The 19,598-nt window shown below is 76.2% G+C and carries 18 protein-coding genes; 16 read left to right on the top strand and 2 right to left on the bottom strand.

The genetic code is table 11. The features are described from left to right. Positions 1 to 5 precede the first annotated feature (5 nt). Positions 6 to 1,367 carry a type VII secretion integral membrane protein EccD gene (eccD, locus tag AB0J24_RS03205; RefSeq protein WP_358674645.1) on the bottom strand — a complete coding sequence of 454 codons (1,362 nt, stop codon included), beginning with the start codon at positions 1,365 to 1,367 and terminating at the stop codon, positions 6 to 8. Positions 1,368 to 1,504: 137 nt separating this feature from the next. On the opposite strand from eccD, the gene eccCa reads away from it, so the two are divergent. The 9 genes from eccCa to AB0J24_RS03250 all read left to right on the top strand — a co-directional run bounded on the left by eccCa (position 1,505) and on the right by AB0J24_RS03250 (position 10,878). Continuing rightward, entirely contained in the window at positions 1,505 to 5,404 is a 3,900-nt protein-coding gene (gene eccCa, locus AB0J24_RS03210) for a type VII secretion protein EccCa (protein WP_358674648.1), read from the top strand. Continuing rightward, entirely contained in the window at positions 5,401 to 6,732 is a 1,332-nt protein-coding gene (locus AB0J24_RS03215; protein ID WP_358674651.1) for a hypothetical protein, read from the top strand. Before eccCa ends, AB0J24_RS03215 begins: the two co-directional genes overlap by 4 nt. A gap of 111 nt (positions 6,733 to 6,843) precedes the next feature. Beyond that, positions 6,844 to 7,155 (top strand): WXG100 family type VII secretion target, encoded by a 312-nt coding sequence (locus AB0J24_RS03220; protein ID WP_358674654.1) that lies wholly within the window; start codon positions 6,844 to 6,846, stop codon positions 7,153 to 7,155. Positions 7,156 to 7,166: 11 nt separating this feature from the next. Then, on the top strand, positions 7,167 to 7,460 hold the full coding sequence (locus tag AB0J24_RS03225) for a WXG100 family type VII secretion target (RefSeq protein ID WP_358674657.1): 294 nt from the start codon (positions 7,167 to 7,169) through the stop codon (positions 7,458 to 7,460). A 265-nt stretch (positions 7,461 to 7,725) separates the two neighbouring features. Beyond that, positions 7,726 to 8,169, top strand: a complete 444-nt coding sequence (gene rplM, locus AB0J24_RS03230) for a 50S ribosomal protein L13 (RefSeq protein ID WP_358674660.1) — start codon at positions 7,726 to 7,728, stop codon at positions 8,167 to 8,169. Positions 8,170 to 8,198: 29 nt separating this feature from the next. Beyond that, complete coding sequence (gene rpsI, locus AB0J24_RS03235) at positions 8,199 to 8,795, top strand: 30S ribosomal protein S9 (protein WP_358674663.1); 597 nt, start codon at positions 8,199 to 8,201, stop codon at positions 8,793 to 8,795. A gap of 11 nt (positions 8,796 to 8,806) precedes the next feature. Continuing rightward, positions 8,807 to 10,141, top strand: a complete 1,335-nt coding sequence (glmM, locus tag AB0J24_RS03240; RefSeq protein WP_358674665.1) for a phosphoglucosamine mutase — start codon at positions 8,807 to 8,809, stop codon at positions 10,139 to 10,141. Positions 10,142 to 10,261: 120 nt separating this feature from the next. Continuing rightward, positions 10,262 to 10,504 carry a hypothetical protein gene (locus AB0J24_RS03245; protein WP_358674668.1) on the top strand — a complete coding sequence of 81 codons (243 nt, stop codon included), beginning with the start codon at positions 10,262 to 10,264 and terminating at the stop codon, positions 10,502 to 10,504. After that, on the top strand, positions 10,501 to 10,878 hold the full coding sequence (locus AB0J24_RS03250; RefSeq protein ID WP_358674670.1) for a hypothetical protein: 378 nt from the start codon (positions 10,501 to 10,503) through the stop codon (positions 10,876 to 10,878). Before AB0J24_RS03245 ends, AB0J24_RS03250 begins: the two co-directional genes overlap by 4 nt. Positions 10,879 to 10,955: 77 nt before the next feature. Here AB0J24_RS03250 and AB0J24_RS03255 read toward each other — a convergent pair whose 3' ends face one another. Beyond that, complete coding sequence (locus tag AB0J24_RS03255; protein WP_358674673.1) at positions 10,956 to 11,834, bottom strand: dienelactone hydrolase family protein; 879 nt, start codon at positions 11,832 to 11,834, stop codon at positions 10,956 to 10,958. 117 nt (positions 11,835 to 11,951) lie between these two features. Between AB0J24_RS03255 and glmS the strand changes: the two genes are divergently transcribed. From glmS to rimI, 7 genes are all read left to right on the top strand, one after another. Then, positions 11,952 to 13,811: a glutamine--fructose-6-phosphate transaminase (isomerizing) gene (gene glmS / locus AB0J24_RS03260; protein WP_358674676.1), complete on the top strand. Its 1,860-nt coding sequence runs from the start codon at positions 11,952 to 11,954 to the stop codon at positions 13,809 to 13,811. Positions 13,812 to 13,871: 60 nt separating this feature from the next. Continuing rightward, positions 13,872 to 15,344 carry an NAD(P)H-hydrate dehydratase gene (locus AB0J24_RS03265; RefSeq protein ID WP_358674679.1) on the top strand — a complete coding sequence of 491 codons (1,473 nt, stop codon included), beginning with the start codon at positions 13,872 to 13,874 and terminating at the stop codon, positions 15,342 to 15,344. A 61-nt stretch (positions 15,345 to 15,405) separates the two neighbouring features. Beyond that, complete coding sequence (gene alr / locus AB0J24_RS03270) at positions 15,406 to 16,602, top strand: alanine racemase (RefSeq protein WP_358675408.1); 1,197 nt, start codon at positions 15,406 to 15,408, stop codon at positions 16,600 to 16,602. Next, a complete protein-coding gene (locus AB0J24_RS03275) occupies positions 16,599 to 17,819 on the top strand; it encodes an alpha/beta hydrolase (protein ID WP_358674682.1) in 1,221 nt (406 codons plus the stop codon). Before alr ends, AB0J24_RS03275 begins: the two co-directional genes overlap by 4 nt. Continuing rightward, positions 17,816 to 18,301 (top strand): tRNA (adenosine(37)-N6)-threonylcarbamoyltransferase complex ATPase subunit type 1 TsaE, encoded by a 486-nt coding sequence (gene tsaE / locus AB0J24_RS03280; protein WP_358674685.1) that lies wholly within the window; start codon positions 17,816 to 17,818, stop codon positions 18,299 to 18,301. Before AB0J24_RS03275 ends, tsaE begins: the two co-directional genes overlap by 4 nt. A gap of 11 nt (positions 18,302 to 18,312) precedes the next feature. Next, positions 18,313 to 19,011 carry a tRNA (adenosine(37)-N6)-threonylcarbamoyltransferase complex dimerization subunit type 1 TsaB gene (gene tsaB / locus AB0J24_RS03285; protein ID WP_358674688.1) on the top strand — a complete coding sequence of 233 codons (699 nt, stop codon included), beginning with the start codon at positions 18,313 to 18,315 and terminating at the stop codon, positions 19,009 to 19,011. Then, positions 19,008 to 19,478, top strand: coding sequence for a ribosomal protein S18-alanine N-acetyltransferase (gene rimI, locus AB0J24_RS03290; RefSeq protein ID WP_358674691.1), 471 nt, complete (start codon positions 19,008 to 19,010; stop codon positions 19,476 to 19,478). Before tsaB ends, rimI begins: the two co-directional genes overlap by 4 nt. Positions 19,479 to 19,598: the final 120 nt, after the last annotated feature.

The following is a 19,598-nucleotide window of genomic DNA, read 5'->3' on the forward strand; positions in this document are numbered from 1 at the left end:
GCGGCTCACAGCCCGCGGACCAGGGTGAACAGTCCCATCGCGGCCAGCGAGGCCGGGATCGCCGCGGCGGTCAGCACCAGCTCGGCGATGTCGAGGGCGCGGCGGGCGGGCGGTGACGGGGTGGCTCGGACCGCCACCGCGCCGACCGCCGTCACCAGCAGCAGGGCGGCACCGACGGCGAGCCGCGGCACCGGTCCGAACGCGAGCGCGACCGGGACGGCGGCCACCGCGACGGCCAGCACCGCGGTCCCGGCGAGCACCCGGGCCGGGACCGGTTCGGCGAGTGCCCGGGACCGCATCAGCAGGACCGCCGCGGTGACGGCGAGCAGCACACCCCCGGCCGGACCACCGGACACGGTGGCCACCAGCGCGCCCCCGGCGGCGGTGACCGCGGTCCCGGCGAGCGCGCCGGAGTGCAGCGTGCGGGCCAGCCCGGCACGGACGGTGAGCGTGTCGCCGGGCGGCATCCGCTCGGCGGCCGCGAGCTCACCGGCGTCGGCCGGCACCGGTGGTGCGGGCGTGCCGGCGAGGCGCAGCGCCAGCCGCGGCAGCAGCGGCCCCACCGCGAGCGCCGGGGCGGCCAGTCCGGCCGCGACGGCCGCCGCGGGCGCGTCGAGCAGCAACCGGGCGAGCGCGGCGAGCGCGGTGCCGGTCCCGGCGACCGCGATCGCGACCAGCACCGGGGAGACCGCGCGGGCCGGGATCTGGCCGAGCGCGGCGGCGATCACCGCACCGGTGGCGGCGAGCAGCACGGCACCCGCCCCGGGCGGGCCGGGTGCCAGCAGCGCCCCGGCGGTCGCCGCGGCCGGCACGGCACACCACGCCGCAGCTGCCCCGGTGTCCGGTTCGGACCGGCCGCAGCGTCGGGTCACGGCGAGCGCGGCCAGGGCCGCGACCGCCGCCGCGGCGGCCGCCACCGGCCGCAGCGGACCGGCGACCGTGGTGAGCGCCGCGCAACCGGCGACCGTGCCGAGCACCGCGGCACCGAGCCCCCCGCCGCGGCCCGCACGGGACCGGTCCCGGGCCTCGCCGACGGCGTGCGCGAGGGCCTCGGCGGCGTCGTCGAAGCGCGGGGGCGCCGGCGCCGGTCGCGCGGGCCCGAGGTGGAGCAGTTCGCCCTCGCGTACCCGGAGCTCGTCGAGGGTGGCGTCGGCCGGCAGCGGCCCCCCGGCCGGGCCGGTGAACCGCCACGCCTGCGGCACCCCGCCCTGGCCGGCGCCGCCGACGAGCTCGCGGACCATCGGGACGAGCTCGGCGACCGGTACGTCCGCCGGAAGCGCCAGGTCGGCCCGCCCGCGCGGGGTGAGCACGGACAGCCGCACCCAGCGGCCGGTCGGTTCGATGGCCGGGGGCGGGGGGAGGGTCACGGGCGGGCTCCGGGGAGTTGTCGGAAACGGCCGCGTCGGGGCCGGGCCGCTGCGAGTATTCGCCGGTCCCGGTGACGGCCGTGGGCGTTCGGGACAACTCGGGCCCACGGGACGCGGGTCCACGAAGGAGGTTCGTGGTGGGCGGGACGATCGGGTTGCGGCGGCCCCGCCGGTCGGTGCCGGAGCTGCCCGGCGGCGAGCTGGTACCGGAACCGCCGCCGGAGCCGGAGCGGCCGGTCCCCGGCGGCCTGGCCCAGCGGTTGCTGCCGCTGCTGATGGTCGGTGGCGCGGTGCTGTTCGTGGTCCTCGGCCGCGGGGACACCGGGACGTGGCTGTTCGGCGGGATGTTCGCGCTCTCCGCGCTGGGCATGCTGTTCACCGGCGCCGGCCGCGGGGCGGGCGCGCGCACCGCCACGATGGACGAGGACCGCCGCGACTACCTGCGCTACCTCGAGGTCCTCGCCGGGCGTGCGCGGGAGACCGCGGCCCGGCAGCGCCGTGCGCTGGAGTTCGTGCACCCCGACCCGGCCGCCTGGCCGGACGTGCTGGCCGCGGGGCGGCTCTGGGAGCGCCGCCCCGCCGACGACTTCGGCCGGCTCCGCGCGGGCCGCGGCACCCAGCGACTCGCGTCCCGGATCAGTGCGCCGCACACCGGTCCGCTGGAGAGCCTCGAACCGCTCTCGGCGCTCGCGCTGCGCCGCTTCCTGCGGCGTCACTCCACCGTGGACGACCTCCCCGTCGCGGTGGACGCCAGGGCGTCGGCGACGATCTGGGTGGAGCCCGACCCCGGTGCGGGCCCGGCCGGTCCCGCCGGTCCCGCGGACCCGGCCGGCGCCGCCCTCGACCTGGCCCGCGCGCTCGTCGTGCAGTACGTGCTGTGGCACGGCCCGGACGACGCGCGGTTGGCCGTCGTCGCGTCCGGATCGGCCGCCGGGCGCTGGGACTGGGTCAAGTGGTTGCCGCACAACGGGCACCCGAGCCGATTCGACGCGGTCGGTCCGTTGCGGATGGTCACCGACGACCCGGACCGGGTCCGTCGCTGGTGGGTGGACGAGCCGTCATCGGGTGGCCGGCACCTGGTGGTGGTGCTCGACGGCACCGCCGACACCCCCGGTGCGTGGGCCGGCGTGCCCGGCGTCACCGTGCTGCGGATCGGCCCGGCCGGCGGGCGCCGGCCCGCGGTGTCGGTGCTGCGGCTCGCGGTCGGAACCGGGCCGTCCGGCGTCCGGACGCTGCGTCGCGGCGGCCCCGGCGGGAGGCTCGTCGGAGTCCCGGACGCGGTCACCGGGGCGGAGGCGCGCGCGCTCGCGCGACGGCTGGCCCGCTACCGGCCGGACGGGGCCGCCGATCCCACCGGCGGCCCGGTGGACGACCGGCCCCCCGGGCTGGGGGCGCTGCTCGGCCTCGCGCCACCGGACGTCGACGGGATCGCGGCGCTGCGCGGGCGTCGCGGGCCGGTGGAGCGGCTGCGCGTGCCCCTGGGCACCGACACCGCGGGCCGGCCCGTGCTGCTCGACCTCAAGGAGTCGGCACAGGGCGGGTCCGGGCCGCACGGGCTGTGCATCGGCGCGACCGGCTCCGGCAAGTCCGAGCTGCTGCGGACGCTGGTGCTCGGCCTGGTCGCCACCGCCGGTCCGGACGAGCTGAACCTGGTGCTGGTCGACTTCAAGGGCGGGGCGACGTTCCTCGGGCTGGCCGGGTTGCCGCACGTCTCGGCGGTGATCACGAACCTGGCCGAGGAGCTGACGCTGGTCGACCGGATGGCCGACGCGCTCGCCGGTGAGATCACCCGGCGGCAGGAGCTGCTGCGGGCCGCCGGGAACCTCGCCTCGCTGGCCGAGCACGACGCGGCCCGGCGGGACGGGGCGGCACTGGATCCGCTGCCGTCGTTGCTGGTGGTCGTCGACGAGTTCTCCGAGCTGCTCGCCCAGCGCCCCGAGATGATCGACCTGATGGTCACCATCGGCAGGCTCGGCCGGTCGCTGGGGATCCATCTGCTGCTCGCGTCCCAGCGGCTGGAGGAGGGGCGGCTGCGCGGCCTGGAGTCGCACCTGTCGTACCGGATCGCCCTGCGGACGTTCTCGGCCGCGGAGTCCCGTGCGGTGCTCGGCGTGCCGGACGCCCATCTGCTCCCGCCGACCCCCGGCTCGGCGTACCTGTCGGCGGGGACCGACGAGCTGGTCCGCTTCCGGGCCGCCTACGTCTCCGGTCCGGAGGACGACGCCCCCGGCAGCCGGGGCGGGCCGTGGGCGCCGCGCCGGGCGCTGCCGTTCTCGACCGCACCGGTCGTGCTGCCGGGTCCGGAGGTGGTCCCGGGCCCGGTGCCCGACCAGGTCACGGCGCCGAGCGTGCTCGACCGGCTGGTCGCCGCGATGAACGGCCCCGGCCCTCGGGCACACCGGGTGTGGCTGCCACCGCTGGAGGAACCGCCACCGCTGACCACGGTGCTCGGTGACCCGGTCCCGCGGCCGGGACGTGGCCTGCAGGCACCGGGCCCGCCCGGCTGGACCGCGGTGGCCGTCGGCCTCGTCGACCGGCCCTACCTGCAGAGACGGGACCTGCTCACGGTCGATCTGTCGGGAGCGGCCGGGCATCTCGCCGTCGTCGGCGGTCCGCGGTCGGGCAAGTCGACGACGCTGCGCACGATCGTGACCGCGCTCGCGCTCACCCGAACCCCGCACGAGCTGGGTGTGCACGTGCTGGACCTGGGCGGCGGCGGGCTCGGGCCGCTCACCGGGCTGCCGCACGTCGGGACGGTCGCCGACCGGCGGCGACCCGACCTGGTACGCCGGGTCGTCGCGGAGGTGGTCGCGACCGTCGACCGGCGCGAGCAGCTGTTCGCCACGCACGGGATCACCGGGATCGAGGAGTTCCGGACCCGGCGCGCGGCCGGGGCCCTGCCCGACGAACCGTGCACCGACCTGCTGCTCGTGATCGACGGATGGGCGGCGCTGCGGTCCGGGTTCGAGGACCTCGACGAGCGGTTCACCGCGCTGGCGTCGGCAGGTCTGGCCTACGGCGTGCACGTGGCGGTGACCGCCGCCCGGTGGGCCGAGTTCCGGCCGGCGCTCAAGGACCAGCTCGGCACCCGGATCGAGCTGCGCCTCGGTGACCCCGGCGAGTCCGAGGTGGACCGTCGCCGGGCCGCGTCGGTGCCGGTCCGTCCCGGACACGGGCTCGCCCCGGACGGCGCCCCCGCCGTGGTCGCCGCCCCGTGGCCCGAGCCCGGCGGTGACCTCGCGCCCGGCATCGCGGCCGCCTGGGAGGGGCCACCGATGCCGGAGGTCCGGTTGCTCCCGGAGCGGATCGCGGTGGAGGAGCTGCCGGCCGGGCCCGGCCGCGGGGCCGCCGTCGGGGTCGACGAGGACCGGCTCGCGACGGTCGAGCTCGATCCGGACGAGCCGCACCTGCTCTGCTTCGCCGACTCCGGTGGCGGCAAGACGAACCTGCTCCGGCTGCTGGCCCGCGACATCGCCCGCCGGTGGACGCCCGAACAGGCCCGCATCGTCGCCGTCGACCACCGGCGGACGCTGCTCGGGAGCATCGGCGCCGCGCACCTGCTGGCGCACACCTCGACCGCGCAGGCCACCGCCCGGGCGTGTGCCGACATCGCGGGCTCGCTGGGCCGACGGCTGCCGGGGCCCGACGTCTCCGCACAGCAGCTGCGCGACCGGTCGTGGTGGAGCGGGCCGGAGCTGTGGCTGCTGGTGGACGACTACGACCTGGTCGTCCCGTCCGGCGGGGCGGCCCCGCACCCGCTGCTGCCGCTGGCCGAGTACCTGCCGCAGGCCCGCGACGTCGGGTTGCACGTGGTGCTGACCCGTCGGACCGGTGGCGCGGCGAGGGCGTTGTTCGATCCGGTGCTGGGCAGGCTGCGCGAGCTCGGCGCACCGGGCCTGGTCGGGTCCGGGAGCCCCGACGAGGGGGCGCTGCTGGAGAAGGTGAAGCCGCGGCCCGGGCCGCCGGGGCGGACGGTGCTGGTCGACCGCAGGCACGGTGCCCGCCGCATGCAACTCGCCTGGGCCGAACCGGGATGAGCGGGTACGCGGTGGCCGTGCACGCCCACCCGGACCGGGTGCTGCTCGCCGCGGCGGACGCGGACGGGGTCCGGCTGCTCACCGCCGCGCCGGGCGGCACCACCCCCGCGGTCGCCGTCGCGGACTTCTTCGGCGATCACCCACCGTCGGTCGTCGTGCGGGTCGGGGCGACCCCCGGTGGCGCGTTCCCCGGCACCGCGCGGGTGGAGACGGTCCCGGTCGCGGTGGCCGCGCTCGCGGTCGGGCCGGTCCCGCCGGCGGGGCCGGTCCTGGTGGCCGAGGCCAGGTCGGGCCGGGTCGAGACGGTGGTGGTCCGGGACGGGACGATCGAGCCGCAGCTCCGGCCACAGTTCCAGCCACATCTCCAGCCATATTCTCAGCCACAGTCGCTCGCGGCCACGGCACGGGCGGTCGGGGCGGTGGAGATCGTGCTGGTGGGCGCGTGGCCGGGCGAACCGGCCGGGGCGGTCCCGGCAGCACCCTGCCCGGTGCGACCGGCCGGGCCGGCGGATCCGGGTGACCCGGAGGATCCGGCCGCGGTCACCGGAGCGGGGCCGGACACCGCCGCGGTGCTGGGTGCCGCGCTGCTGGGTGCCGGGTTGCTGGTCGCCGGGCAGCCGGGGGAGACCCCGCAGCGGTGGGACCTCGACGGCGTGGGACGCGGGCCGCGGCCGCCCGGGGCGGGCCCGGCCGGAGCCGGGCGGCCGGGTACCGGACCGACCGGGCCCGGCCCGCCGGGAGCGGTGGTCACCGGGCGGTCGTGGCCCGGGGCGGGGAGCCGGGGGCGCAGCACCCGGCACGGAGCACACCGGGCGCTGCGCCGGGCCGCGCTGCCCTCGGTCGTCGCGCTCGGGGTGGTCCTGCTCGCCGCGGGCCTGCTGGCCGGTGGCCCGGGGCCGGCACCGCAGTACGACGGGACCGTCGTCCAGTACGGGTACGCGGTCGCGCTGCCCGCCGGATGGGAGCACTCCGGTGGCGACCCGGCGCGCCGGCGCATCCTGCTCACCCCGGTGGGGCGCCCGGACGGGGCCGAGCTCGTGCTGGTCGAACGCAGCCTGCTCGGCTTCGATGCCGACCGCGAGCCGGACCGCGCCCGCCGTGAGCTGGCCGCGGGACTGTCCGGCGCCGACGGGGTGAGCCCGCCGGGACCCGGTGCTGCTCCCGGCACGCACCACTACACCCAGCGCCCGGGGGACGGCACCGTCGTCGACTGGTTCGTGCTGTTCACCGGCACCGATCAGCTCGTCGTCGGATGCCGCAGACCGGTCGCCGCCGAACCGCCGGACGCCTGCGCCGAGGTCGCCGGATCGGTGCGACGGGTGCCGTGAGGCGTTCCCGCCCGCGAACGTCCTCCCGGGAACGGCAGCGCCCGCGCGGTGGCCCTGCCACGGTGCGCCGGCCGGGCGACCGCCCGGCCGGAACGGGACGGGGTGAGGCGGATGGCCCAGGGATTCGGGACGACGACCGAGGAGATGGCCCTCGCGGCGGGCCAGGTGCGGGAGGTGAGCGAGGCGGTCAACGGTGAGCTGGGCGGGCTCCGCTCGCGGCTGGAGGCGACCCGCGGGCAGTGGACGGGGGCGGCCGCGACGGCGTTCACCGCGCTGATGGCGGAATGGGACACCGAGGCGAAGCGGCTCAACGTCGCACTCGCCGACATCGCCGAGCAGCTCGGCGGGACGGCCGCCGCGTATCAGCAGGTGGAGGACGAGAACGCGCGGAACGTCTCCGCGATCACATCGGTGCTGGGCTGAAGGGACGGGTCATGGGATCGGAGATCAGGGTCACGTTCGCGGCGATCGACCAGGCGGCGGCGGACATCGACGGGGCCAGCGCGAGGATCACCGGGCAGCTGGGTGACCTGCGGCAGTATCTGAGCCCGGTGGTGGCGGGCTGGACCGGTGACGCGGCGGGTCGCTACAACGAGGCCCAGCAACGCTGGGACCGTTCGGCGACCGACCTCACCGCGACGCTGCAGCGGATCCGGACGCTCGTGTCCACGGCCGGTCAGAGCTACCAGGACGTGGAACGGCGCAACGCGGGCCGATTCGGCGTCTGACCATCCCGGGAGCGGGTGACCGACCCCCCTCGCGCCCGCTCCCGGGATCGCCCGGTACTCTTGACACTCGTTGTGCAGCGGTGGAGACCCGCGGGCGCCGACCGTCGTTCCTCGAGCAGGTACGAGGCAGCGAACTCCGGCGGGCGAGCGTCCCTCCGGCGTCCACCAGCGGCACGCTAGGAACCACACCAGTGTGGGCCGGAGCCGAGCGGACGATTCCGCCGGTACCGCCCACCGCAGCCGAGAACGACGACGAGGTAGATCCGTGCCCACGTACAGCCCCAAGCCCGGCGACATCACCCGCGCCTGGCACGTGATCGATGCCGACGACGTGCGCCTCGGTCGGCTCGCCACGCACGCCGCCACGCTGCTGCGCGGCAAGCACAAGCCGACCTACGCGCCGCACGTCGACACCGGCGACTTCGTGGTGATCGTGAACGCCGAGAAGATCTCGGTGTCCGGCAACAAGCGGACCGACAAGTACGTCTACCGCCACTCCGGCTTCCCGGGCGGCCTGCGCCAGCGCTCCGTCGGCGAGATGATCGACAGCCAGCCCGACCGCCTGGTCGAGAAGGCGATCAAGGGCATGCTGCCGAAGAACCGTCTCGGGCGGGCGATGGCCAAGAAGCTGAAGGTGTACGCCGGCCCGGACCACCCGCACGCCGCGCAGAAGCCGCAGCCGTTCGAGATCACCCAGGTCAGCCAGTGACCACCCCGAGCAACGAAGAGGGACAGCCCGTGACCAGCCCCGAGAACGGACCCGACGAGGTCGTCGACGCGGTCGAGACCGAGGGTGCGGCCGCCGAGGCGACCGAGACCGAGACCGAGCTGACCGAGACCGTCGGTGAGGCCGCAGGGTTCGAGGCCGTCGACGAGGTCGACTACTCGATCGAGGAGAACGCCGACTTCGACGGTGCTTCGTTCGCCGCCGAGGCGCCGCTGCAGGGTGACCGTCCGGTGCAGACCGTCGGCCGCCGCAAGGAGGCCGTCGTCCGTGTCCGGGTGCTGCCCGGCACCGGCGGGTTCACGCTGAACGGCAAGCCGCTCGAGACCTACTTCCCGAACAAGCTGCACCAGCAGATCGTGAAGGAGCCGCTGGTCACCGTCGAGAAGACGGAGCGGTTCGACATCTTCGCGAACTTGCGCGGCGGCGGCACCGCGGGTCAGGCCGGCGCGCTGCGCCTGGCCATCGCCCGTGCGCTGGTCGAGCTCGACTCCGAGGACCGCCCGGCCCTGAAGAAGGCCGGATTCCTCACCCGGGACGCTCGCGCCGTCGAGCGCAAGAAGTACGGCCTCAAGAAGGCCCGCAAGGCGCCCCAGTACTCCAAGCGCTGATCGCGAACCGGATGCGTCGCCTTTTCGGGACAGACGGCGTCCGGGGCCTGGCCAACGGCGAACTCCTCACTCCGGAGTTCGCCGTTGGTGTCTGCGCCTCGGCCGCGCGAACCCTGTCGAACGGAGCCGGTCGCCGCCCCGTCGCGGTGGTGGGCCGGGACCCGCGCGCGAGCGGGGAGATGCTGGAAGCCGCCGTCGTCGCGGGCCTGACCTCGGCCGGCGCCGACGCGATCCGGGTCGGCGTGCTGCCCACCCCGGGTGTCGCGCACCTGGTGGTCGAGGCGGGTGCCGACCTCGGCGTGATGATCTCCGCGTCGCACAACCCGATGCCCGACAACGGCATCAAGCTGTTCGCCGCCGGGGGTCACAAGCTGCCCGACGACGTCGAGGCCGAGATCGAGCGCGGGATCGGCCACGCCGCGACCCGCCCCACCGGGGAGGCCATCGGGCGGGTGTGGGACGCGCCGGACGCGACCACCGTCTACGTCGACCACCTGCTGTCGGCCGCCCCCGGTTCGTTGAACGGGTTGAAGGTGGTCGTCGACTGCGCGCACGGCGCCGCGTCGGTCGCCGCGCCGGAGGCCTACCGCCAGGCCGGTGCTGACGTGATCGCGCTGCACGCCGAGCCGGACGGCCTGAACATCAACGACGGCGTCGGCTCGACCCACCTGGAGCCGCTGCGGCGGGCGGTCGTCGAGCAGGGGGCCGATCTCGGCATCGCCCACGACGGTGACGCGGACCGCTGCCTCGCGGTGGACGGCGCCGGCAACGTCGTCGACGGCGACCGGATCATGGCGGTGCTCGCGCTCGCCATGCGCGAGGCCGGCGAGCTCGCCCACGACACGCTCGTCGCGACCGTGATGAGCAACCTGGGCCTGCACATCGCCATGCGCGAGGCCGGGATCACCCTGGACACCACCAAGGTCGGTGACCGGTACGTGCTGGAGCGGCTGCGCGCGGGCGGGTTCTCGCTCGGCGGTGAGCAGTCCGGGCACGTCGTGATGCCGGGGCACGCCACCACCGGTGACGGCCTGCTCACCGCGCTGCGGCTGATGAGCCGGGTCGCCTCGACCGGGTCCTCGCTGGCCGAGCTGGCGTCGGTCATGACTCCGCTGCCCCAGGTGCTGCGCAACGTCGTGGTCGGTGACCGGGACGCGGTCGCCGCGTCCGACCGGGTCGCCGAGGCCGTGGCGAAGGCCGAGGCAGAGCTCGGGGAGACCGGGCGGGTGCTGCTGCGCCCCTCGGGCACCGAGCAGCTGGTCCGGGTCATGGTCGAGGCCCCCACCTCCGAGGAGGCCGACGCCGTCGCCGCCCGGCTGGCCGACGTCGTCGCCACCGCGAGCTGAGCTGCGACCGGTCGGGCGGTGCGCGGTCGCCGTCGTGCGCACCGCGGCGCCCGACCGGCGGCCGTTCGCGGTCGTGAACGGGCGGGGGCACCGGCGGCCCGGATCGGCCAGGGTGGGCGGATGCGACCGGACCTGCAGCGCGACCCCGATGCACTGGACCGGGCGGCGGCCCGGCTCGACGACGTCGTGGTGGATCTGCGTGCGGCGGGCGCCGCCGGCCCGACCGGTGATCACGGCGTCGACGCCCTGCGGATAGCCGACGAGCTGGAGTCGCTGGCCGGGACGGCCCGGTGCTGCGCCGCCACCGCCCGCGCGGCCGACGAGATGTCGGCCGCCGCGTTCCGGACGGAGCCGCGTCGGTGACCGGGGTGGGCGAGCAGAGTGCCGCGCTGCGCCGGCTCGTCGAGCGGCTCGACGACACCGCCGATGTGCTGGTCGCGGTGCGTCGTGCCCTCGCCGCCGCCTGGGACGATCCTGCGGGCCGGGAGTGGGCGGATCGGCTCGATCTGGTGCGGCGGGCGACGGACCGGCTCGCCGCCGCCGCGTCGGCCGAACGGGAACAGCTCGACGCCGCCCCCGATCCGGCCGCCCCCGACCCGGCCGCCTCCGGTCCGGCGGGCCCCGGTCCGGCATGGCCGACTGCCACACCCCCGCCCCCGACCGGAACCCGCACCACCGACCGCCGCGGCGTCGTCACCCCGCTGCTCCCGCCGCTCGACCCGCACCCCGACCGCTGATCCCGGATCGGGCACCGGACCGTTCGCCCGGCGCGCGTGCCGGTGCCCGATCCGGGATCAGGTGCGGGCGGACCCGTTCAGCGGCCGATGCCCAGGAGGCCCTCGGCGGGGGCCTCCTGCTCGTCCTCGGGCGGGGTGAGATCGACCAGCGGGGCCCCCGGGACGTCGCCCGAGGTGAGCGCCGACACCCGCTTCTCGCCGAGCAGCTCCTGCATGAGGAACGCCGTCACCAGCGCCCGGGTGATCTTGCGGGTGCGGTGCTGGGGGCGGTTCTGCAGCAGCAGGCTCGACCAGTGGGTGCCCTCGCAGAAGCCGAGGTGACCGGCCTTCTCGATGCTGCGCAGGGTCACCTCACCACCGGCGGCCCTGGCGATCGGCTCGGCGTGCCCGGCGGCCGGGGCCAGCGAGTCGACCGCGGCGGCCAGGTGCAGCGTCGGCGCGGTCACCCGGCTCGCGGCCTCGATCGCCGACGGCGCCGTCTCGGCGGGGGCGAGCGTGACCAGCGCTCCGAGGCGCTCCCGAGCCGCGGCGGCCAGGATCGCCGCGCCGCCGCCGATGCCGTGCCCGACCAGGGCGGTGCGGCGGGCGTCCACGCTGAGGTGACCGTCGCCGAGCCGGACACCGACGCAGACGTCGAGCACGGTGTTCAGGTCCGCCGAGAAGCGGGACACGCTGGGGACCGGGCCGCGCTGGGTGTTCGGTGCCGCGGCCACGAAACCCCAGGTCGCGAGGTGGCGCAACAGCTCGTGGTAGCGGCGGACCGGTTGCAGCCAGGCGTGCCCGAGCACGACGGCGGGCAGCTGGTAACCCTCGGCCGGGGTGTACACGATGCCCGGCAGCCCGACCAGGCCGAGATCGCCGAACCGGACCGGGTGGGGACCCGGCCGGGAGAGCACGCCGAGGGCGTCCTTGGCCCCCTTCATGGACGGGGGACGGGTCACGCTGCTCCGAGCCACGGTCGGCACCGTACCGGTGCAGGTCACGACCTGCCCGCCGTGTGCCGCCGCCGGGCGTGGCGCCGGTCGCACCCGGCGCCGGAAGATCGCGGACCGGGCGTCGATACGCTCAGCCGTATGTGTGGCATCGTCGGTTACGTCGGTCATCAGGTCGCACTCGACGTGGTTCTCGGCGGTCTGCGCCGCCTGGAGTACCGCGGGTACGACTCCGCCGGCGTGGCCTTCCCCCACGACGGCGAGCTGCTGGTGGAGCGCCGGGCAGGGGCTCTCGCGAACCTGGAGGCCCGCCTCGACGAGATCGGCCGGGACGGGTTCGTCGCCACGTCCGGGATCGGGCACACCCGCTGGGCCACGCACGGTCCGCCGACCGACCGCAACGCGCACCCGCACCGCAGCAGCGACGGCAAGGTCGCGGTCGTCCACAACGGCATCATCGAGAACTTCATGGAGCTGCGTGCCGAGCTGGAGGCGCGCGGGATCTGGGCGGAGTCCGACACCGACACCGAGACGGCGGCGCACCTGGTCGCCATCGCCCACGCCGAGGGGGAGACCGCGGGGGACCTCCCGGCGACCGTCCGCGCGGTGGCCCGCCGGCTGGAGGGGGCCTTCACCCTCGTCGTCACGCACGCCGACGAGCCGGACCGGATCGTGGCCGCCCGCCGGAACTCCCCGCTGGTGCTCGGCCTCGGCGAGGGGGAGACGTTCCTCGCCTCCGACGTCGCGGCGTTCATCGAGCACACCCGCTCCGCCGTCGAGCTCGGCCAGGACCAGGTCGTCACCATCACCCGGGACGGTTACGAGGTGACCGACTTCCACGGTGAGCCGGTGACCGCCACCCCGTTCCAGGTGACCTGGGACCTGGCCGCCGCCGAGAAGGGCGGTCACGACTACTTCATGCTCAAGGAGATCGAGGAGCAGCCCACCGCGATCGCCGACACCCTGCGCGGGCACCTCGTCGACGGCCGGATCGTGCTCGACGAGCAGCGGCTCACCGACCAGGACCTGCGCGACGTCGACAAGGTGTTCGTCGTGGCCTGCGGCACCGCCTACCACTCCGGGCTGCTCGCCAAGTACGCGATCGAGCACTGGACCCGGCTGCCGGTGGAGATCGAGCTGGCGAGCGAGTTCCGCTACCGGGACCCGGTGCTCGACCGGTCCACCCTGGTGGTCGCGATCTCCCAGTCCGGCGAGACGGCCGACACCCTGGAGGCGCTGCGGCACGCCAAGGACCAGAAGGCCCGGGTGCTGGCGATCTGCAACACCAACGGCGCGCAGATCCCGCGCGAGTCCGACGCGGTGATCTACACCCACGCCGGCCCGGAGATCGGCGTCGCCGCCACGAAGACCTTCACCGCGCAGGTCGCGGCGAACTACCTGGTCGGCCTGGCGCTGGCACAGGCCCGCGGCACCAAGTACCCGGACGAGGTGGTCCGCGAGTACGAGCAGCTGGAGGCCATCCCGTCGGCCGTCGCCGAGGTGCTGGAGTCGCTCGGGCAGGCCCGTGCGCTCGGCCAGGAGCTGGCACCGTCGAAGGCGGTGCTGTTCCTGGGCCGCCACGTCGGTTTCCCGGTGGCGCTGGAGGGGGCGCTGAAGCTGAAGGAGCTCGCCTACATGCACGCCGAGGCGTTCGCCGCCGGTGAGCTCAAGCACGGCCCGATCGCGCTGATCGAGGACGGCCTGCCGGTCGTCGTCGTGATGCCGTCGCCCAAGGGACGGGCGGTGCTGCACTCCAAGCTGCTGAGCAACATCCAGGAGATCAAGGCCCGCGGGGCGCGGACCGTGGTGATCGCCGAGACCGGTGACGAGACGGTGCGGCCCTTCGCCGACCATCTCTTCGAGCTGCCCGCCGTACCGACGCTGCTGCAGCCGCTGGTGGCGACGATCCCGTTGCAGGTGATCGCCGCCGAGATCGCCAGGGCCCGCGGCTACGACGTGGACAAGCCGCGGAACCTGGCGAAGTCGGTCACCGTCGAGTAGGCGGGACGAACGGCGCACTCCGCCGACCCTCGATCGGGCAGCGGGACTACCCTCCGGCCCATGCACGGGCTGTACACCGCGGAGCAGGTCAGGGCGGCCGAGGGCGCGACGGCGGGGACGGTCGCCGACGGGGTGCTGATGCGCCGGGCGGCCGGTGGGCTGGCCACGCACGTGGGCGGCTTCCTCGGATCCACCTACGGAGGCCGGGTGGTCCTGCTCGTCGGGGCCGGGGACAACGGTGGCGACGCGCTGTGGGCCGGGGCGCAGCTGCGGCGGCGTGGCGCGGCGGTCACCGCGCTGCTGCTGGACCCGGGTCGGGCCCACCCGGCCGGGCTCGCCGCGCTGCTGCGGGCCCGCGGGCGGGTGCTCCCGGTGCAGGCGGGCACCCTGGACGCGGCGCGCGAGCTGGTCGCGGGTGCCGACGTCGTGGTGGACGGGATCGTCGGCATCTCCGGGCGCGGCCCGCTGCGTGATCCGGCGCCGGCCCTGGTCGACGCCGCGGCCGGTGTCCCGGTCGTCGCCTGCGACCTGCCCTCCGGGGTCGACACCGACACCGGCCGGGTCGAGGGTCCCCATGTGCGGGCCGACCTCACCGTCACCTTCGGCAGCCGCAAACCGGTGCACGCGCTGGCCGCGCCGCTGTGCGGGCCGGTCCGGCTGGTCGACATCGGGCTCGCCCCGTACCTCGGTGAGCCGCAGGCGTGGGTGCTCGACGACGCCGACGTCGGGGCGCGCTGGCCGGTCCCCGGCCCGGAGGACGACAAGTACACCCAGGGCGTGGTCGGGGTCGCCGCCGGATCGGCGACCTATCCGGGTGCGGCCGTGCTGGCCGCCGGGGCGGCCGTGCTCGCCACCTCCGGGATGGTGCGGTTCGCCGGATCCGCCGCGGACGAGGTGCGCAGGCACTGGCCGGAGATCGTCGCCACCGGGGACATCACCGACGCCGGGCGCACCCAGGCCTGGGCGGTCGGCCCCGGCATCGGCACCGGTTCGGCGGGCCGGGCCGTGCTGGAGGCGGTGCTGGACCGGGAGGTACCGGCCTGTGTCGACGCCGACGGGATCACCCTGCTCGCCGCCGACCGGTCCCTGCGGGAGCGCGTCCACGGCCGGCCGGTGGTGCTCACCCCGCACGCCGGGGAGTTCGCCCGGATCGCCGGTGACCTGTACCGCGAGCACGGCGGCGACCGGGTCGCGGCGGCCCGTTCGGCGGCGTCCGAGCTGGGGGTGACGGTGCTGCTGAAGGGGAACGCGACCGTCGTCGCCGCCCCGGACGGCCGGGTGCTGGTCGACCCGGCCGCCGACGCCTGGGCCGCGACCGCGGGCTCCGGGGACGTCCTGACCGGGATGATCGGTGCCCTGCTCGCGGCCGGGTCGGACCCCTGGTGGGCAGCCGGGTGCGCGACGCTCGTGCACGCCAGGGCCGCGACCCTCGCCGCCCGCGGGCACGGTCTGCCGCCGGTGCCGGCGCCCGCGTCGTCGCTGCAGGCGGCGATCCCGGCCGCGCTGAGCAGGGTGCGCGCCGCGGCGGGCTGAGACCCCCGGCCCCGGGTGCTTCCCGGGCCCGGCCGATGCGGGATGCGATGATCGGACCGTGCTGCATGCCACCGAACCCGCACCCGGTGCGGGTGCTGCCAGACCCCCGGCCGGCGGTCCCCGCGCCGAGGCCGTGATCGACCTGGACGCGGTGCGGCACAACGTTGCACTGCTGTCCGGCTCGGCGGCGCGCTCCGGCGCCGAGACGATGGTCGTGGTGAAGGCCGACGGCTACGGCCACGGTGCGCCCGGTGTCGCCCGGGCCGCGCTCTCGGCGGGGGCGACGCGGCTCGGCGTCGCGACCCTCGACGAGGCGCTCGCGGTGCGCTCGGCCGGCATCGAGGCTCCGCTGCTGTGCTGGCTGCACCTGCCCGACGAGGACTTCGCCGCCGCCGTCGCGGCCGGTGTGGAGCTGTCGGTGTCGTCCCGGGAGCACCTGGCCGCGGTGCTCGCCGGTGCCCGCGCCGCGGGGCGGCCGGTCCGGCTGCATCTCAAGGCCGACACCGGGCTGAGCCGCAACGGTTGTCCGCCCGGTGAGTGGCCCGGCCTGGTGGACGACGTCACCGCCGCCGCGGCCGAGGGGACCGCCGAGCCGGTCGCCGTCTGGTCGCACCTGGCCCGGGCCGACGAGCTCGGTGATCCCAGCATCGACGCCCAGGTGGCCCGGCTGCACGCCGCGACCGAGCACGTCCGTGACCGCGGGTTCGCCCCGCTACGACACATCGCCAACTCCGCGGCCACCCTGACCCGGCCGGACCTGCACCTCGACCTGGTCCGGCCGGGTATCGCCGCCTACGGCCTGGATCCGGTCGCGCGACCGGCGGACAGCCCGCTGCGCCCGGCGATGACGCTGCGCGGGCGGGTGGCGCTGGTGAAGACGGTCCCGGCCGGGGAGGGCGTGTCCTACGGCCACGAGTTCGTGTCGCCCGGGCCGCGGGTGCTGGCACTGGTCCCGCTCGGTTACGCCGACGGTGTGCCGCGCCGGATGAACAACGGCGGGCGGATGCGGGTGCGGATCGGCGGCACGATCCGCCCGGTGGCCGGCCGGGTGTGCATGGACCAGTTCGTCGTCGACTGCGGTGAGCCCGGTGAGCTCGGTGTCGCCGTCGGCGACCCGGTGGAGCTGTTCGGGACCGGGACCGACGGCGGGCCCACCGCCGCCGAGTGGGCCGAGGAGCTCGGCACCATCCACTACGAGATCGTCACCGGGATCAAGGGCCGGGTGCGGCGCACGGTCCGCGAAGGAGCAGCGGAGTGAGCCGCCGGGGCTGGACGGTCGCCGGGATCGCCGGCGGCCTGGTGGGTGCGGTCGGGGCCGCCGCCGGCGTCGGGGTCGCCGCGCAACGGCGCAAGATCGCCGCGGCCCGGCGGAGCCTGGCCACCGAGATGGCCGAGCACGGCGGGGCGCCCTCGCCCGGCCGCGCCGGGGAGGAGAGCTCGGTGACCGCGGACGACGGGATCCGGCTGGCCTGCGAGGAGGTCGCGCCCGCGGACGGTTCCGAGCCGGCCGTGACCGTCGTCCTCGTGCACGGTTTCGCGCTGGACCGGCGGACCTGGCAGGAGCAGCGCCCGTTCCTGGCCGGGATGACCGACCCGTCGGTGCGGATGGTGCTCTACGACCAGCGCAGCCACGGCCGTTCCGAGCGCGCCCCGCAGGACTCCTGCACCATCGACCAGCTCGGCCGCGATCTCGACGCGGTGATCCGTGCGCTGGCCCCGGAGGGGCCGCTGGTGCTGGTGTCGCACTCGATGGGCGGTATGGCGGTGATGGCGCTCGCCGAGCAGCACCCGGAACTGTTCCACGACCGGGTCGCCGCCGTCGCGCTGGTGTCGACGTCGGCGGGGGAGATGGCGGCGTCCGGGCTGCCGGGTACGTTCCTGTCCCGCCGCAACCCGGTCATCCGTGCGCTCGGTGGGCTCGCCGCCTGGCAGCCCGGGCTGGTCGAGACCGGCCGCCGTGCGCTCGGCGACATCATCTGGGCGATCACCAAGCGGTTCGCCTACGGCGACCGGCAGGTCGATCCGCGGATGGTCGACCTGGTCGACACGATGATCGACTCGAACGCGGTGGGCGCACTCACCGACTTCGTCGACACCCTCGGCACGCACGACCGGCTCGCCGCACTGCCCGGCCTCAGCTGCGCCGAGGTGCTGGTGCTCGCCGGCGACGGCGACCGGATCATCCCGTACCGGCACAGCGAGGTCATCGCCGACGCGATCCCGACCGCCCGGCTGGTGCGGCTGCCCGGCGTCGGGCACATGCCCATGCTCGAACAGCCGGGGAAGGTCGACGCGGAGCTGGGCGCGCTGATCGAACGGAGCATGGAACGTACCCGCGACGGCGGGTTCCGGCGCAGGCGTCCCGCGCAGGGGCCGGACCGCCTCCCCGGGCCGGGGGACGCGACACGCCGGGCCCGGCGGCGCACCGGTGTCCTGCGCGGCGCGGGCCGCCCGAAGCGCACGGAGCGCACATGATCCCCGCGGCGGGTGCCCCCGCGGTACGCCGGGAGCTGCCGACCGTCACCGACACCGAGGGTTTCGGCGAGGAGCTGGGCCGCGAACTGGTGGCCGGGGACGTCCTGCTGCTGGCCGGCCCGCTCGGGGCGGGCAAGACCGCGCTGGTGCGCGGCCTCGCCCGCGGGCTCGGGGTGACCGGGCAGGTCGCGTCGCCGACCTTCGTGATCGCCCGCGAGCACCCGCCGTCCGGGGACGGGCCGGCGCTGGTGCACGTCGACGCCTACCGCCTCGGCGGGGCCGACGGCACGGCGGACGCCGCAGCGGTCGTCGACGAGCTCGACGATCTCGACCTGGACACCGAGCTGGGCCGGGCCGTCGTCGCCGTGGAGTGGGGGATCGGGGTCGCCGACCGGCTCACCGACAGCGCCGTGGAGGTCGTGCTGGAACGCCGGGACGACGAGACCCGGGTCGCCACGCTGCGCCGCACCGCACGCCCGTAGGCTGGCCGACCGTGCTGGTACTGGCCCTGGACACCGCGACACCGGTCGTCACCGCCGGCCTGGTCTCGCTCACGGACACCCCGCGGGCCCTCGCGGTGCGCGCCCACGACGGCCGCAGGCACGGTGAGCTGCTGATGCCCGCCGTCCGTGCGCTGTGCGCGGAGACCGGGCGGGCGCTGTCCGAGGTCGGTGCCGTCGTCGTCGGGGCCGGGCCGGGCCCGTTCACCGGGTTGCGGGTCGGGATCGCCTCGGCGGCCGCGTTGGGGCACGCACTCGGCGTCGCCGTGCACGGCGTCTGCTCGCACGACGCGCTCGCCCTCGCTGCGGCCGGGATCGACGAGCCGGGCGCGGAACACCCGCAGGCCGGGCCGGGCAATCTGCTCGTCGTCACCGACGCGCGCCGGCGCGAGGTGTACTGGGCGGCCTACGACCCGGCGGCCCGCCGGCTCAGCGGCCCGGCCGTCGAACCACCGGAGACGCTCGCCGGCCGGCTCGGCGAGCTGGCGGTCGGGACCGTCGTCGGGGACCGGGCGTTCGCCGACCGGCTCGGCGTCGCCGTCGGCGGCCCCGGTGCGCCCACCCCGGAGGGCCTGGTCGGGGTGGCAGCGGCCGCCCTGCGCGCCGGGCGGTGCCCGGCGCCGATCGAGCCGCTCTACCTGCGGCGCCCGGACGCCGTGGAACCCACCGGGCGCAAGCGCGTCACCGCATGAGCACGACCGTGACGATCGGCCCGCTCTACCGGGCCGACGCCGAGCGTTGCGCGGAGCTGGAGCGGCTGCTGTTCCCCGGTGACGCGCCGTGGAGCGCGCAGGCGTTCCGGGACGCCGTCTCCTCCGGGCAGGTCTATCTCGCGGCCCGGGCCGACGGTGAGCTCGTCGGCTACGGCGGGCTCGCCGTCATCGCCGGTCCGCCACAGGCCGAGGCGGAGGTGCACACGATCGGGGTCGACCCGGTGTGGCAGCGGCGCGGGATCGGCCGGGCCCTGCTGGGGAAGCTGCTGGAGGTCGCCGACGAGCTCCGCGCCACGGTCTTCCTGGAGGTCCGCACCGACAACGAGCCCGCCCGCACGCTGTACGAGCGGCACGGCTTCGAGATCGTCGGTCTCCGCAGGCGCTACTACCGCCCCTCCGGCGCCGACGCCCACACCATGCGCCGCGCCGCATCGCACGGAGGCTGAGCCGACCGCCCGTACCGGGGCTGAGCCGATCGCCCGTACCGGGGCTGAGCCGATCGCCCGTACCGGGGCTGAGCCGATCGCCCGCGCCGGGGCTGAGCCGACCGCCCGCACGGGGTTCGG

Origin of the sequence: Pseudonocardia sp. NPDC049635, from assembly GCF_040659795.1 — a bacterium.
Taxonomy (GTDB): domain Bacteria; phylum Actinomycetota; class Actinomycetes; order Mycobacteriales; family Pseudonocardiaceae; genus Pseudonocardia.